This is a genomic window from Pseudomonas laurentiana (assembly GCF_014648275.1).
Lineage (GTDB): Bacteria > Pseudomonadota > Gammaproteobacteria > Pseudomonadales > Pseudomonadaceae > Aquipseudomonas > Aquipseudomonas laurentiana.
The window spans coordinates 1-15,081 of record NZ_BMQU01000022.1 but is presented as its reverse complement, the minus strand read 5'-3'; the positions used below and the strand labels follow the sequence as shown (position 1 = coordinate 15,081).

General features: G+C 59.1%; 13 protein-coding genes. 6 read left to right on the top strand and 7 right to left on the bottom strand.

Annotated features, from left to right (window positions below; all coding sequences use genetic code 11):
- Window positions 1–2 precede the first annotated feature (2 nt).
- On the bottom strand, window positions 3–827 hold the full coding sequence (ttcA, locus tag IE038_RS19660; RefSeq protein WP_065761337.1) for a tRNA 2-thiocytidine(32) synthetase TtcA: 825 nt from the start codon (window positions 825–827) through the stop codon (window positions 3–5).
- A gap of 269 nt (window positions 828–1,096) precedes the next feature.
- Here ttcA and IE038_RS19655 point away from each other — a divergent pair, with 269 nt between their 5' ends.
- Window positions 1,097–1,696, top strand: coding sequence for a Yip1 family protein (locus tag IE038_RS19655; RefSeq protein ID WP_102053262.1), 600 nt, complete (start codon window positions 1,097–1,099; stop codon window positions 1,694–1,696).
- Window positions 1,697–1,835: 139 nt separating this feature from the next.
- Window positions 1,836–2,330, top strand: coding sequence for a SprT family zinc-dependent metalloprotease (locus IE038_RS19650; RefSeq protein WP_163933312.1), 495 nt, complete (start codon window positions 1,836–1,838; stop codon window positions 2,328–2,330).
- A 72-nt stretch (window positions 2,331–2,402) separates the two neighbouring features.
- On the opposite strand, the gene IE038_RS19645 is transcribed toward IE038_RS19650, so the two are convergent.
- On the bottom strand, window positions 2,403–3,725 hold the full coding sequence (locus IE038_RS19645; protein WP_189396160.1) for a dicarboxylate/amino acid:cation symporter: 1,323 nt from the start codon (window positions 3,723–3,725) through the stop codon (window positions 2,403–2,405).
- Between the two features lie 414 nt (window positions 3,726–4,139).
- Between IE038_RS19645 and IE038_RS19640 the strand changes: the two genes are divergently transcribed.
- Together IE038_RS19640 and IE038_RS19635 are read left to right on the top strand one after the other, a co-directional pair.
- The gene (locus tag IE038_RS19640) at window positions 4,140–4,937 is read left to right on the top strand and encodes a dienelactone hydrolase family protein (protein WP_163933309.1); all 798 of its coding nucleotides are present in this window, start codon (window positions 4,140–4,142) and stop codon (window positions 4,935–4,937) included.
- Between the two features lie 86 nt (window positions 4,938–5,023).
- Window positions 5,024–5,725 carry a 4'-phosphopantetheinyl transferase family protein gene (locus tag IE038_RS19635; RefSeq protein WP_189396159.1) on the top strand — a complete coding sequence of 234 codons (702 nt, stop codon included), beginning with the start codon at window positions 5,024–5,026 and terminating at the stop codon, window positions 5,723–5,725.
- A 1-nt stretch (window position 5,726) separates the two neighbouring features.
- On the opposite strand, the gene fhuF is transcribed toward IE038_RS19635, so the two are convergent.
- Genes fhuF through IE038_RS19620 form a run of 3 tightly spaced genes read right to left on the bottom strand, consistent with a single transcriptional unit; the run spans window position 5,727 to window position 8,613 of the window.
- Window positions 5,727–6,287: a siderophore-iron reductase FhuF gene (fhuF, locus tag IE038_RS19630; protein ID WP_163933306.1), complete on the bottom strand. Its 561-nt coding sequence runs from the start codon at window positions 6,285–6,287 to the stop codon at window positions 5,727–5,729.
- Entirely contained in the window at window positions 6,284–7,897 is a 1,614-nt protein-coding gene (locus IE038_RS19625; protein WP_163933303.1) for an ATP-binding protein, read from the bottom strand. Before IE038_RS19625 ends, fhuF begins: the two co-directional genes overlap by 4 nt.
- Window positions 7,894–8,613, bottom strand: a complete 720-nt coding sequence (locus IE038_RS19620; RefSeq protein WP_163933301.1) for a response regulator — start codon at window positions 8,611–8,613, stop codon at window positions 7,894–7,896. Before IE038_RS19620 ends, IE038_RS19625 begins: the two co-directional genes overlap by 4 nt.
- Window positions 8,614–9,367: 754 nt before the next feature.
- On the opposite strand from IE038_RS19620, the gene IE038_RS19615 reads away from it, so the two are divergent.
- Window positions 9,368–12,250, top strand: coding sequence for a ribonucleoside-diphosphate reductase subunit alpha (locus IE038_RS19615; protein WP_163933298.1), 2,883 nt, complete (start codon window positions 9,368–9,370; stop codon window positions 12,248–12,250).
- 195 nt (window positions 12,251–12,445) lie between these two features.
- The gene (locus IE038_RS19610; RefSeq protein WP_163933295.1) at window positions 12,446–13,693 is read left to right on the top strand and encodes a ribonucleotide-diphosphate reductase subunit beta; all 1,248 of its coding nucleotides are present in this window, start codon (window positions 12,446–12,448) and stop codon (window positions 13,691–13,693) included.
- A 112-nt stretch (window positions 13,694–13,805) separates the two neighbouring features.
- Here IE038_RS19610 and IE038_RS19605 read toward each other — a convergent pair whose 3' ends face one another.
- Both IE038_RS19605 and IE038_RS19600 read right to left on the bottom strand, forming a co-directional pair.
- Entirely contained in the window at window positions 13,806–14,207 is a 402-nt protein-coding gene (locus IE038_RS19605; protein ID WP_163933292.1) for a GFA family protein, read from the bottom strand.
- An 80-nt stretch (window positions 14,208–14,287) separates the two neighbouring features.
- Complete coding sequence (locus IE038_RS19600) at window positions 14,288–14,944, bottom strand: VOC family protein (RefSeq protein WP_189396157.1); 657 nt, start codon at window positions 14,942–14,944, stop codon at window positions 14,288–14,290.
- Between the last annotated feature and the right edge of the window lie 137 nt (window positions 14,945–15,081).

Sequence of the window (15,081 nt, the reverse complement as noted above, 5' to 3'; positions counted from 1 at the left end):
CGTCAGATGTTCAGCACGTCGAGGAAGCGCGGTGTCGCGGTGTCGTCGATACGCAGATTGACGAAGTCGAACAGGTTGCGGTCGGCCAATTGCGACGGAACCACGTTCTGCAAACCACGGAAGATGCTCTCGGTACGCCCTGGCGACTTGCGCTCCCACTCCTGAAGCATGTCCTTGACCACCTGACGCTGCAGGTTTTCCTGCGAGCCACAGAGGTTGCACGGGATGATCGGGAATTCCTTCATGTCCGAGTAGGCCTGGATGTCCTTCTCGCTGCAGTAGGCCAATGGCCGGATGACCACGTTGCGGCCATCGTCGGCCAGCAGTTTTGGCGGCATGGCCTTGAGCGTGCCATTGAAGAACATGTTGAGGAAGAAGGTCTCGACGATGTCATCACGGTGATGACCCAGGGCCATCTTGGTCGCGCCGATTTCATCGGCGAAGGTGTACAGGGTGCCACGGCGCAGGCGCGAGCACAGCGAGCAGGTGGTCTTGCCTTCCGGGATCAATTCCTTGACCACCGAATAGGTGTCCTTCTCGACGATGTGGTACTCGATGCCCAGGGTCTTGAGGTAGGCCGGCAGCACGTCCTCGGGGAACCCCGGTTGTTTCTGGTCCATATTCACCGCGACGATCTCGAACTTGATCGGCGCCACCTTCTGCAGGTGCAGCAGAACATCGAGCATGGTGTAGCTGTCTTTGCCGCCCGACAGGCAGACCATGACCTTGTCACCGTCTTCGATCATGTTGAAGTCGGTGACAGCCTCACCCGCGAGGCGGCGAAGGCGTTTTTGCAGTTTGTTCTGATTGACCGAAAGGGTGCCCATAGCGCTTGGAATCCGCGAGGTATGACAAAAGCGGCCTATTTTACGCATAAACCGACTGGCGGCGTAGGCCAATCCGATAAAGACTGCATCGTGATTAAGCAACCGCCTGACAGCGCAATTTGCTCTAAAAAGCCAGGTTTTATGCAGCGAACTCCTTCCTATACTGCGACATAGGGCCACCGTGTATGTGACCTGGTCGTATGGTCCGGACCTCGGGCCAGCAAGCGCTCCTCTGGGGGGCGATGGCAACAACGAAAGGAGTGACTGGCATGATCCATCACGTTCTGGGGCTGTTTACCCATCCCGATCAGGAATGGCGAGAAATTCGTGGCGAAGAGGAAAGCATCAGCCACATGTACCTGACCCACACCCTGATATTGGCGGCCATTCCCGCCGTATCGGCATTTATAGGCACCACCCAGGTAGGCTGGGTCATCGGCGAGCGCGCGCCCGTCATGCTGACCATGGAAAGTGCGCTCTGGATGAGCATCATGTCGTACCTGGCCATGCTCGGCGGCGTTGCGGTCATGGGCGCATTCATCCACTGGATGGCCCGCACCTATGATGCCAACCCAAGCCTGGCGCAATGCATCGCGTTTGCAACCTATACCGCCACCCCACTGTTCGTCGGAGGGCTGGCGGCGCTTTACCCACACCTGTGGCTGGGGATGATTGTCGGTACGGCAGCCATCTGCTACACGGTCTACCTGCTCTATGTCGGCCTGCCGACCTTCATGAACATACCTTCGGACGAGGGCTTCCTGTTCTCGAGTTCAGTGTTGGCGGTGGGCCTGGTGGTGCTGGTAGCCATCATGGCCTTCACGGTGATCGTCTGGGGACTGGGCGTGGGGCCCGTCTATACCAACTAACAAATTAGAAACACTGCAACAACATAGGTGCAACAAACATCAGGCCGCCGCAGGGCGGCCTGATGCCGTACGCGGACCGGCGGCCTCGGCAGTAATGCCAAGGTTGCGGCATAATTGCCGGTCAGGAGTGTTCCCCGATATGCCCGATCTGCTCAAATCCCGCGTCGAAAGCTGTTTCCAGCAGGCTGAAGCCTTTTTCAAACGCCCCTTCCAACGCCCCGAAGTGAGTTTCAAACTGCGCGGGCAGAAGGCCGGCGTGGCACATCTGCATGAAAACCTGCTGCGCTTCAACCTGCAGTTGTACATGGAAAACCGTGAAGACTTCCTGACGCAGACTGTCGCCCATGAGGTGGCCCACCTGATCGCCCACCAACTGTTCGGCGGTAGCATCCAACCTCATGGCGAAGAGTGGCAACTGATCATGCGCGGGGTGTATGAACTTCCACCGAACCGCTGCCATAACTACGCAGTAAAGCGCCGTAGCATGACCCGCTATATCTACCGCTGCCCCTGTGCGGGTAGCGACTTCCCGTTCTCTGCCCAGCGTCATGGCCTGGTGCGCCAAGGGCGGCGCTACCTGTGCAGACGCTGCCGGCAAACATTAGTGTTTACCGGAGAAACGCGGGTGGAATAAACGACATCGCCGGCAAGACCGACTCCTGATGCAGGAGCCGACCTTGCCGGCGATCAAGTACACCCCGAATGCTTAGCGGGCAGCACCTTCAGCTACACCCAGGTCGTCGACTGGACGGGTGTCGGTGATCGACGTGCCGCCAGACGCCAACTCGGCCTGCAGCTTGTCCTCGTCCAGTTCGTTGACCCACTTGGCTACCACTACGGTCGCTACAGCGTTGCCGATCAGGTTGGTCAGGGCGCGAGCTTCAGACATGAAGCGGTCGATACCCAGGATCAGCGCCAGACCGGCAACCGGCAGGTGGCCAACGGCCGATAGCGTGGCAGCCAGTACAATGAAGCCACTACCCGTCACGCCAGCCGCCCCCTTGGAGGCCACCAGCAGCACCAGCAGCAGCGTGATCTGGTGGGTGATGTCCATGGTGGTGTCGGTGGCCTGAGCAATGAACACGGCGGCCATGGTCAGGTAGATCGAGGTACCGTCGAGGTTGAACGAGTAGCCGGTCGGGATTACCAGTCCGACAACCGACTTCTTCGCACCCAGGCGCTCCATCTTGATCAGCATGCGTGGCAGGGCCGACTCGGAAGACGACGTGCCCAACACGATCATCAGTTCCTCACGGATGTAGCGGATCAGCTTGACCACGCTGAAGCCGTGGGCACGGGCGATACCGCCAAGTACCACCAGAATGAACACGACACAGGTGATGTAGAAGCAGATCATCAACTGGCCCAGTTGAACCAGCGAGCCCACGCCGTACTGGCCGATGGTGAAGGCCATGGCACCGAAGGCGCCGATCGGTGCCAGCTTCATGATCATGTTGATGATGTTGAACATCACATGGGCAAAACGGTCGATCAGGTCCAGCAGTGGCTTGCCGTAAGCACCCAGGCGATGCAGGGCGAAACCGAAGATCACCGAGAACATCAGTACTTGCAGGATGTCGCCGTTGGCGAAGGCACCGACGACGGTGTTCGGGATGATGTTGAGCAGGAAGCCAACGGTGGTCTGCTGCGCGCCTGCCGCCGCATAAGCTGCGATGCTGCTGGCGTTCAGGGTCGACACGTCAATGTGCATGCCTGCACCCGGCTTGACCACGTTGACCACAACCAGGCCAATGATCAGTGCGATGGTGGAGACAATCTCGAAGTACAACAGCGCGTAGCCGCCGGTCTTGCCGACCGACTTCATGTTCTGCATACCGGCAATGCCGCTGACCACGGTGCAGAAGATGATGGGGGCGATGACCATTTTGATCAGCTTCACGAACCCGTCACCCAGTGGCTTGAGTGCCACGCCGGTCTCAGGATAGAAGTGACCCAGCAGGATACCGATGGTGATCGCGATGATCACCTGGACATACAACGATTTGTACAGCGGCTGACGCGTCGTCATGGCTAATTCCTCAAGCGTACCCACCGTCATCCTTCCCAGGATGTGGCGGTACCAAAAGCGCGAACCCTCCTGCACTGGAGGGATTTGTTTTGTCGAGCGGCCTGGCAGGGCTCTGGTGGCTATTTAGCAAGCCCGATGCCAATGTGCGCTTTATGGGTGCAACCCCCCGGTTTTCGGGGCCTGCATGCACTAGGAGGTGGCACGAAGAACGGTGCGCATTGGCGGATTTCCGCACGCGGTCCGCCAAAAGACTTCGCCAATGGCGGTTATCCGCCCACTTAGCCAAGGTATGTGTTCAATTCGTTGCAGGATGGAGCCTGGAAGCTAGAGTAAGCAGGACATCCCCTGTCGTCGCTGAGCCCGCCCCACACCGCGGCTGAACAGATGCATCGACTCACACAAGGAGTACCCTCCATGCGCTATCTGCTTGCCCTTGCCCTGATCGGCGCCACAGGCCTGGCTCAGGCTGCCATACAGACCCGTGAAATTGCCTATCAGGATGCCGACGGCAAGCGTCTGGTTGGCTACTACGCCTATGATGATGCGGTCGACGACAAGCGCCCCGGCGTGGTGGTGGTGCATGAGTGGTGGGGCCTGAACGATTACGCTAAACGTCGCGCACGTGATTTGGCGGGGCTGGGCTATAGCGCGCTCGCGATCGACATGTACGGCGACGGCAAGCACACCGAGCACCCTGCAGACGCCATGTCCTTCATGCAAGCCGCCATGAAAGATCCTGTCGCAGCGGCCAAACGCTTCGATGCCGGTGTTGAACTGCTGAAACTCCAACCGCAAACCGATAACAATCGGATTGCGGCCATCGGCTACTGCTTCGGCGGAAAAGTCGTGCTTGATGCTGCACGGCGAGGCGAGCCGCTGGCGGGAGTCGTCAGCTTCCATGGCCCGCTGGCAACCAGCAGCCCGGCAACCCCCGGCAGCGTAAAGAGCAAGATTCTAGTGGAGCACGGTGCAGCCGACAGCATGGTCCCCCAAGAGCAGGTGGATAAATTCAAAGACGAAATGAATGCAGCAGGTGCGTCCTATGAGTTCGTGAGCATCCAGGGCGCCAAACACGGTTTCACTAACCCGGATGCTGACCGACTCAGCCACGGCGAGCACGGTGGACCGGACATTGCCTACAACAAAAGCGCCGACGAAAGCGCTTGGGCGGACTTGCAGGTTTTCTTGAAGAAGGTGTTCAAGCTGAACTGAAGCCCTGCGGGGCGGCACTTGGGCAGAAAAAAACGGATTGGAATGGGCGCTGGCCGGACGTCATGGAGAACGGCACAATAATGACCATGAACAGACTCCCATCTTGCTGCTCACCACTCCAGCACCACTGGCCTCTGCCTCGGGCAGTACCCGGTGCAGTGTTGGTCAGTTGCCCTTTCGACCCCGCTCAACTGGCTGCCGATGACTTCATCCATGCCGGTGTCGAATACACCAGCAGCCTGCAACGCTCTGTTGCCAAGCGTCAGGCCGAGTACCTGGCGGGTCGGGTCTGTGCCCGTGCAGCGCTGCAAGCGCTGGATGGCCGGGAGTACATCCCCGGTACCGGTGAAGACCGTGCGCCGGTCTGGCCAAACGATATCCGCGGATCCATCACCCACAGCCACGGCTGGGCCGCTGCGGTGGTTGCCCATAACAACCAGTGCGCAGGCATTGGCCTGGATCAGGAAACCCTGCTCAGCCACGAACGCGCCCAGCGCCTGGCAGCAGAGATTCTCACGGTCGATGAACTGCAACGGATGGACCCGGACCTTGCCGCCCTGGCGGTTACCCTGACGTTTTCCCTGAAGGAAAGCCTGTTCAAGGCCCTCTACCCCATCGTGCAACAGCGCTTCTACTTTGAACACGCGGAGGTACTGGAATGGTCCACCGATGGCCATGCGCGGCTACGCCTGTTGAAAGACCTCTCGACCGACTGGCGTCAGGGCCACGAACTGGAAAGTCAGTTCAGCGTACAAAATGACCAAATCCTGACCTTGGTCAGCGTCTGAGTCAGGGGTTAAGCGGGCAATGCGCACAGTGCCCCACCCACGCCACCTTGTAACTCAAACAACAGGTTCGCCGACGCCGCAGACCGTTCGCGTCATAGCTGACCGCCGCAAACAACGGGCCACCAGGGCGATCCAGTAGGTCGCGCGCCTCGACAAGGTCGACCTCAAGCGCCTGCAGGCACTGTTCCAGGCAATCGCCAGCATTACCCCAGAGCACGGCGACCGGCACCGAGCCCAAGGCGGCCAGTTGCTGGATCAGTGGCGCCAGGTGTTGTTCCAACAGCCCCTGCAAATCCTCGCTGCCTGCGTCCATTGGTTCAAACGCCAGCGGCAGACCGCGCTCGTCCAGGCTCACACCGACATTGCCTGGCAGCGCCAGCCCTCGCCCGGCACACCGAGCTGACACGGCCTCGCGCCAGAACATCGAGAAATAGTACTTGGACCACTGCGACACCAGTACAGGCAACTGGGCTGGCATCAAATCAGCCCCATAGAGCGCCAGCAGCAGCCTGTGAAAGTACGCCGGACGCAGTAGCTCACTCAGCCTCACGGTCTGCGTCATGATGCACCAGAGGCCTGGCTTCGCGGCCAGCTCAGGCTGAAACACGCCCCGCCCAGGCGCTCGCTACGGCTGACCGAGGCACGCCCTGCATGCCAATAGATAATCCTGCGTACGATGGACAAGCCCAGACCGTGCCCACCGGAAGCCCGGGTGCGGCTGTCATCAAGACGGGTAAAGGGGGTAAAGATCCGGTCCCAGACATGCTCAGGGACGCCCGGCCCATCATCCTCCACATCAATCCGGCAACGCTGCGCGCCCAACTGATAACTCAGGCTGACCTGTGACTCCGCATGGCGCATGGCGTTGCTCACCAGGTTCTGCAGGGCCCGGTGCAGGTAGCGCGGCTCAGCCTCTACCCAGGCCCCCTTGGCCTCCTCTCCCGCCTGGCACGGTCCACGTACCACCGTCACCTCGCGACGCAAGGGCGCCAGTTCGGCTATCACTTGATCGAGCAGAGCGTCCAGGTCGATCTGCTGGAACTGCAACGCCGGCGAGCCCTGCTCCAGGCGCGCATAGGTGAGCATTTCGTCTACCAGCTTGTCGAGGTCCTGAATGTCACCATCCATGCCATCCAGGTACTTTTCCCGAGCTTGATCGTTGCTGGCTGCGGCGATCATCTCCAGGCCGAACCGTAAACGGGCTACCGGCGTACGCAGTTCATGGGACACGGCACGCACCAGCTCACGCTGGATGCTCAATGAGCGCTGCAAATGCTCAGCCATGCCATTGAAAGCCGCAGCCAGCCGACCGACCGAGTCGTCGTCATCGGCAGCCACACGGGTCTCCAGGCTACCCTGCGCGATACGTGTCGCAGCAACCTCAAGGGTCGATAGCCGACGCTCTAGCTGGCGCACCAGCAAATAGACAATCAAACCGATCAGACACAGCCCGAGCACGGCAATCATCACCAGCAACTGCGGTGGGTAGGCATTCATCTGGTACAACGGGCCAAGCTCCAGTACCCAGGGCGTACCGGCAAGGCCGGAGAACACACGAATCGAATCACCATCCTTGCCCAACGCCATCACCGTGTCGCCTTCCTCGACCCGTCGGCGCTGGTCTTCATCCAGGTCAGCCTTGGTCATCGACAGCAGACGCAGATCAAAGCCAAACCCCTTGGCTTCCCTCAATTCCTCAAGCCGTCGAGGCTGCTCCGCAACCGGATAACGCACCAACTCATCGGCCAGCAGGTAAATCGTGGCGCGGGCCAACTGCTCACTGATCTGCTTGACTTCACCCATGAGCAAAAACGGCTGGTCACCCACCTGACGCATCACCCTGGCCGCATGAGGCCCAGTCTTCTCTACCAGTACCTGGCCACGCTGCAACACGCTGCGTTGGCGCCCATCAAGCCCGGTGTGGGCCAGCGACTGCAGCGTCAACGGAATGCCCAGCAAGCGCTCCCAGATCGCCAGCGCCCGTGTGCGCTCGACCTCACTGAGCGGCACCAGGCTGTCAGCCATCAGGGTAAAGGTACCGTGGGCAAGTCGCTCACGGTATTGATCCGCACGCACCTCGTTAAGCAGGTGCAGGCTCAAGGCACCAAGCATCGCCACCAGCACCAAGGCAGCCAGCATACCGCCATAGATGCGCAGGAAAATCGAGTTCATGCCTCGTGACTCATGGCCTGCGCTGCCTCGGCTACAAACAGATAACCTTTGCTACGCAGGGTCTTGATCATCTTCGGCTGGATCGGATCGTCACCGATTTTGGGGCGTATGCGCGAAATACGCACATCGATAGAGCGGTCCTGGCCGTCATAGCCCACACCACGCAACGAGGTGAAGATTTCTTCGCGAGACAACACACGCCCGGCATTGCTCACCAATAGCCAGAGGAGATCGAACTCGGCGCTAGTCAACTCAATGCTCGCACCCCGCAACCAGGCTTCGCGCAGCGTGTTATCGACACGCAACGGGCCGAACGCCAATGCCTGACGCTCGCCACTCGGCACATCACTGCGACGCAACAGGGCATTGATCCTCGCCAACAACAGGCGCGGGCGTACGGGCTTGACCACATAATCGTCGGCCCCCAGGTCCAGGCCCTGCACCTGATCGAGATCGTCGCTGCGAGCGGTGAGCATCAGTATCACCCCGGCATAACGCTCGCGTACCTTGCGACAGATGCTCAGGCCATCCTCGCCAGGCAACATCAGATCGAGGATTACCAGATCAGGCTGCTCATCAATGATGCGCTGGGCCGCTTTGGCCCCGTCGCCCTCCACCGCCACGTCAAAACCGTTGGCCTGCAGGTACTCGCCCGTGAGGTCGGCCAATCGCTGGTCATCCTCGACGATCAACACCTGGCTGCGCTGCTGCTCCACGGACACCTCTGCTGGGCTTGTTGTTCTTGGAAAACCGCCCGTCAACAAAGGGCAATAATGGCACCGGATACTACGACGCGAACCCACACATTCCAACCGCCGCCGACGATGCTTAAAAGCCGTGCCAAGAGCGCTGGACAATGGGGCTTTTTGTGATAGGGTTCGCGCCCGCAAAATTCCGCGTTCGAGTCATGGCCGACGTAAAAAAAGAGTGACCAACGGCACAATGGCGGTGAGACGCGGCCTACAAGGCGTTGCCCTGAATCACTCACAAACTACGCACAAGTTATCCACAGAGCATCACCTTGCAATACCCCTGATACCGCATTATCTTGTATCCCTATCGAAACAAAACACTACATCTTGGGTTTTCACTTAATTCCCAAGCACAAGTCGAGCGTTAAACTCAAGCCTTGCAAAATGCTTTTTTTGCTTGAACTTTGAAAGAAATCAGCAGCCAAACCGCTCCTGCGGAGGCGACCGTTGCAAGTCCACCAGAGGGCTTGTTTCGGGTACGGGTGTTGCAGACAAACGCACATCCGACAGCAACAGTTTTGGGCATTGGCCCGAGACCTTTGACTTCGGCCAGGGAGCGGCGAGCAATTGCCCCTTTTTCCTGATCTGTCCCGAAGTAGGTAAGCCCTGCCCCGCACGCTGCCCTTGCGCATGCCTGCGGGTCGGTTGTCGAGCTTTTGGACGGAACGGTTGGCACCTGTACGGTGCCTAAACAAACTTAGAAAACGTGGAGACCCCCATGCAAACCGACACAACTCGCGAGAACCCGCAGGCCAAGGCGCCGCAGGCCGCTGATTCGAACCAGGATCTGGCTGCCACCGCTCCGGGCCAACTGCGCGTGATCAAGCGTAACGGTACTGTCGTCGCCTATACCGATGACAAGATCACCGTTGCCATCACCAAGGCGTTCCTTGCAGTTGAAGGCGGCACTGCTGCTGCCTCGTCGCGTATCCACGACACCGTTGCCCGTCTGACCGAACAGGTAACAGCGACCTTCAAGCGTCGCATGCCATCGGGCGGCACTATCCACATCGAAGAAATCCAGGACCAGGTCGAACTGGCCCTGATGCGTGCTGGCGAACAGAAAGTTGCCCGTGACTACGTGATCTATCGCGACCAACGCGCCAAGGAACGTGCCACCCGCAGCAACGGCGATGTAGCCGTACAGCCACACCCGAGCATCCGTATCACCCTGGCCGATGGCAGCCTGGCGCCTCTGGACATGAACCGCCTGAACACCATCATTTCGGAAGCCTGCGAAGGCCTGGCCGAAGTCGATGGCGAGCTGATCCAGCGCGAAACCCTGAAGAACCTGTACGACGGCGTGGCCATCAAGGACGTCAACACCGCCCTGGTGATGACCGCCCGTACTCTGGTTGAGCGTGAGCCGAACTACTCCTTCGTGACCGCTCGCCTGCTGATGGACACCCTGCGCGCCGAAGGCCTGGGGTTCCTGCAAGTTGCCGAAAGCGCCACCCACCACGAAATGGCCGACCTGTACGCCAAGGCCCTGCCGGCCTACGTCGCCAAGGGTGTGGAGTTTGAACTGCTCAACCCGGCCATGGCCGACTACGACCTGGAAAAACTGGGCAAGGCGATCAACCACGAGCGCGACCAGCAGTTCACCTACCTGGGCCTGCAGACCCTCTACGACCGTTACTTCATCCACAAGGATGGCGTACGTTTCGAGCTGCCACAGGTGTTCTTCATGCGTGTGGCCATGGGCCTGGCGCTGGAAGAGAAAGACAAGGAAGCCCGCGCGATCGAGTTCTACAACCTGTTGTCGTCCTTCGACTACATGGCCTCGACCCCGACCCTGTTCAACGCCGGCACCCTGCGTCCGCAGCTGTCGAGCTGCTACCTGACCACCGTCCCGGACGACCTCTCGGGCATCTACCACGCGATCCACGACAACGCCATGCTGTCGAAATTCGCCGGTGGCCTGGGCAACGACTGGACGCCAGTACGTGCTCTGGGTTCCTACATCAAGGGCACCAACGGCAAGTCCCAGGGCGTCGTACCGTTCCTGAAAGTCGTCAACGACACTGCCGTTGCCGTTAACCAGGGCGGCAAGCGCAAAGGCGCTGTCTGTGCCTACCTGGAAACCTGGCACCTGGACATCGAAGAATTCATCGAACTGCGCAAGAACACCGGTGATGACCGTCGTCGTACCCACGACATGAACACCGCCAACTGGATCCCTGACCTGTTCATGAAGCGCGTCTTCGATGACGGCAAGTGGACCCTGTTCTCGCCTTCGGAAGTGCCAGACCTGCACGACCTGACCGGCAAGGCCTTCGAAGAGCGCTACGAGTACTATGAAGCGCTGACCGAGTACAACAAGATCAAGGTATTCAAGACCGTCCAGGCCAAAGACCTGTGGCGCAAGATGCTGTCGATGCTGTTTGAAACCGGCCACCCATGGTTGACCTTCAAAGACCCGTGCAACCTGCGTAGCCCGCAGCAGCACGTGGGCGTGGTCCACAGCTCGAACCTTTGCACCGAAATCACCTTGAACACCAACAAGGATGAGATTGCGGTATGTAACCTGGGCTCGATCAACCTGCCGAACCACATCGTCGACGGCAAGCTGGACACCGCCAAGCTGCAGCGCACCATCAACACCGCTGTACGCATGCTCGACAACGTGATCGACATCAACTACTACTCGGTACCGCAGGCACGCAACTCGAACATGAAGCACCGCCCGGTCGGCCTGGGCATCATGGGCTTCCAGGACGCGCTGTACCTGCAGCACATTCCTTATGGTTCGGACGCGGCCGTCGAGTTCGCCGACCGTTCCATGGAAGCGGTCAGCTACTTCGCCATCCAGGCATCCTGTGACCTGGCCGACGAACGTGGCGCCTACGAGACCTTCCAGGGCTCGCTGTGGTCCAAAGGCATCCTGCCGCTGGATTCGCAACAGATCCTGATCGAAGCCCGTGGCCAGAAGTACATCGACGTCGACCTGAACGAGACCCTGGACTGGGCACCCGTTCGCGAGCGCGTTCAGAAAGGTATCCGTAACTCGAACATCATGGCCATCGCGCCGACCGCGACCATCGCCAACATCACCGGCGTATCGCAGTCCATCGAGCCGACCTACCAGAACCTGTACGTGAAATCGAACCTGTCGGGCGAATTCACCGTGATCAACCCGTACCTGGTTCACGACCTTAAGGCCCGTGGCCTGTGGGACGCGGTCATGATCAACGACCTGAAGTACTACGACGGTTCGGTTCAGCAGATCGAGCGCATCCCGCAAGAACTCAAAGAGCTCTACGCGACAGCCTTCGAAGTGGAAACCAAGTGGATCGTCGACGCCGCCAGCCGTCGCCAGAAGTGGATCGACCAGGCTCAATCGCTGAACCTGTACATCGCCGGCGCCTCGGGCAAGAAGCTGGACGTCACCTACCGCATGGCCTGGTACCGTGGTCTGAAAACCACCTACTACCTCCGTGCCCTGGCCGCCACCAGCACCGAGAAGTCGACCATCAACACCGGCAAGCTCAACGCCGTATCCAGCGGTGGCGACAGCGCCCCGGTGCAGGCTGCCCCGGCACCGGCCCCTGTGCCTAAAGCCTGCGCAATCGACGAACCCGACTGCGAAGCCTGCCAATAAGGCGCGCAAGGCCGGTTCCAGCAGGAACCGGCCTTGTCGGCGACAGGGCTGCCAAGCAGCCCCCTTCGCCACCCGAGGGGCCTTTCCCCTCAAGCATTCCAAAAGTTTTGCGTGCACTGCTGTACCCGACGCGAGCTACGCAACCCAAGATCCATCAGGCCATACTGAATATGGCCCTCATGCAGGAGACCCACCATGCTGAGCTGGGACGAATTCGACAAAGAAGACGGCGAAGTTGCCGCTAAAACCGCTGGTGCTGCCCAAGCAAGCGAAAACGGTATCGACAAACTCGACAGCGCTGGCGGTGCCGCCGCCCTCGAAGCCCGTGCCGTGACGGCAGCCGACTCGGCTGCCGTAATCCGTGCCAAAGCGGCACTGGATGAACTCGACATCGCCGAAGGCCTGGCCGAGCTGGAAGGCTCCGCAGCCCGTGTGGCCGTTGACGAAAAGCGCATGATCAACTGCCGCGCCGATCTCAACCAACTGGTCCCATTCAAATACGACTGGGCCTGGCAGAAGTACCTGGACGGCTGCGCCAACCACTGGATGCCGCAAGAGGTCAACATGACCGCGGACATCGCCCTCTGGAAAAACCCGGAAGGCCTGACCGACGACGAACGCCGCATCGTCATGCGCAACCTGGGCTTCTTCTCCACTGCAGACTCCCTGGTTGCCAACAACCTGGCACTGGCCGTGTACCGCCTGATCACCAACCCGGAGTGCCGCCAGTACATCCTGCGCCAAGCCTTCGAAGAAGCGATCCACACCCACGCCTACCAGTACTGCATCGAATCGCTGGGCATGGATGAAGGCGAAATCTTCAACATGTACCACGAGATCCCATCGGTCGCTAAAAAAGCCACCTGGGGCCTGCGCTACACCCGCTCGATCTCCGACCCCGAATTCAACACCGGTACCGTCGAGACCGACAAGGAACTGCTGCGCAACCTGATCGCCTACTACTGCGTACTGGAAGGCATTTTCTTCTACTGCGGCTTCACCCAGATCCTGTCCATGGGTCGTCGCAACAAGATGACGGGGGTTGCCGAGCAGTTCCAGTACATCCTGCGTGACGAATCCATGCACCTGAACTTCGGTATCGACGTGATCAACCAGATCAAGATCGAAAACCCGCACCTGTGGGATGCCGAGATGAAGGAAGAAGCCACGCAGATGATTCTGCAAGGCACCCAACTGGAAATCGAATACGCCCGTGACACCATGCCACGCGGTGTACTGGGCATGAACGCCGCGATGATGGAAGACTACCTGAAGTTCATCGCCAACCGCCGCCTGTCGCAGATCGGCCTGAAGGAAGAGTACCCAGGTACCACCAACCCGTTCCCGTGGATGAGTGAAATCATGGACTTGAAGAAAGAGAAGAACTTCTTTGAGACCCGGGTTATCGAGTATCAGACTGGTGGGGCTTTGAGCTGGGATTGATGCTGGCTTGAGTTCAAAAGAAGGCTGCCGAAAGGCGGCCTTTTTTGTGTCTAGAAATACTGCATTGCAGGAGATCCACGCACACGCCTTGCGGCAGGCTTACTTGCAGCGGTTAATCCGATTCCGGGCAGTGATCTTGAATCTCATACCACGTTGCCTTCGCCCCTAGATGCAGATGCTTTTGATGGCCAGGGGTGAAAGGCGTGTCGAGGCAACCCAGGGCTATTGATATCCACCCGGAAAAGTCACCTTCGCTTGTCGACCAAAACAATGACGAGCCGCACTGGCAACAGAACTGCCGCGCAACGGTGGCAGAGGACTGGTAGGTGTTGAGGCTCTCACGGCCCTTGATGATGTGCAGGTCTGAGCGCGGCACACTTCCGTAGCTGGCAAATGCAGCACCATGCCCTTTTCGACACTGGCTGCAATGGCAGTGAGATACCGCTTTGGGACGAGACGAAACTCGATACGCCACCGCGCCGCACAGGCAACTTCCCGAGAAAATATGCGTCAATTTGATAGCCCTTCTTGGGGAGACGGTAGTTTAGTCGGCAAGGCCAACACCTGCGGAGCCAGGTCGTGCTCCTACGCTTACTACCAGTTCATCACCAGCGGCAAGCTAGGCCGGAAGTCGTGTGTCTGCCCTTGAACACCGTGGTCGATCTCCAGCTCCATCAAGTGCTCGTCGCCCTGGATGATCTCAAATTCGCTCAGGTGATTTGCACAAGAGGCCGCTGCGGAAAATGCTGATCCGCTGGTTGTAGTCACCCGTGCTGCGGTGATTTCGCGAAAGCCATTGGGATGCTCAATAGGCTGCGCTCGCTCGGGCGGCATCTGGTCTGGACGTTTGGCGAAAGACAGAAAGAACCACATGGGTTCCGCGGCAGGCGCATGGCCTACATCTACTTTCAGGCTGACTGGCAAGTAAGCAGGACGATACGCCCAGCTGGGAAAAGGCAGTACCTCGTTTACCGTAGCAGGCCTGAAGCACACACCAAAGGGTGATGCGTTGCTATCTGCTCTGCTGAGACGCTCGAAGAGCTGCGTGGGGGCCGTTAATGGGCTTTGAGCTTCCTGGGCATCCGTGAGGTACAACAGCTCAATAAATGTGTTTTGAAGGAAGAACCTGCGGTTCGCGGTGCCCTGCCCAGGGTGAGCGTTCGGTGTGCCCTCGATAAGTCCCAGAGCACTCAGCGCGGCAGCACTTTGAGTAGGGTTGGTTACGCAGATAAAGAGGTGATCAACTTCCATGTCTAATTCCTTTTAGAACAGGTTGGCTAAGGCTAAGTATCTGAAACGCCACAAAGACAAAACCCCTACCTGCATGTGCAGATAGGGGTTTCGGAATTTAATCTTGACGATGACCTACTCTCACATGGGGAAACCCC

Coding starts and splice junctions, on each gene's coding strand:
- ttcA (WP_065761337.1), bottom strand. CDS start 827: ATGGGCACCCTTTCGGTCAATCAGAACAAACTGCAAAAACGCCTTCGC.
- IE038_RS19655 (WP_102053262.1), top strand. CDS start 1,097: ATGATCCATCACGTTCTGGGGCTGTTTACCCATCCCGATCAGGAATGG.
- IE038_RS19650 (WP_163933312.1), top strand. CDS start 1,836: ATGCCCGATCTGCTCAAATCCCGCGTCGAAAGCTGTTTCCAGCAGGCT.
- IE038_RS19645 (WP_189396160.1), bottom strand. CDS start 3,725: ATGACGACGCGTCAGCCGCTGTACAAATCGTTGTATGTCCAGGTGATC.
- IE038_RS19640 (WP_163933309.1), top strand. CDS start 4,140: ATGCGCTATCTGCTTGCCCTTGCCCTGATCGGCGCCACAGGCCTGGCT.
- IE038_RS19635 (WP_189396159.1), top strand. CDS start 5,024: ATGAACAGACTCCCATCTTGCTGCTCACCACTCCAGCACCACTGGCCT.
- fhuF (WP_163933306.1), bottom strand. CDS start 6,287: ATGACGCAGACCGTGAGGCTGAGTGAGCTACTGCGTCCGGCGTACTTT.
- IE038_RS19625 (WP_163933303.1), bottom strand. CDS start 7,897: ATGAACTCGATTTTCCTGCGCATCTATGGCGGTATGCTGGCTGCCTTG.
- IE038_RS19615 (WP_163933298.1), top strand. CDS start 9,368: ATGCAAACCGACACAACTCGCGAGAACCCGCAGGCCAAGGCGCCGCAG.
- IE038_RS19610 (WP_163933295.1), top strand. CDS start 12,446: ATGCTGAGCTGGGACGAATTCGACAAAGAAGACGGCGAAGTTGCCGCT.
- IE038_RS19600 (WP_189396157.1), bottom strand. CDS start 14,944: ATGGAAGTTGATCACCTCTTTATCTGCGTAACCAACCCTACTCAAAGT.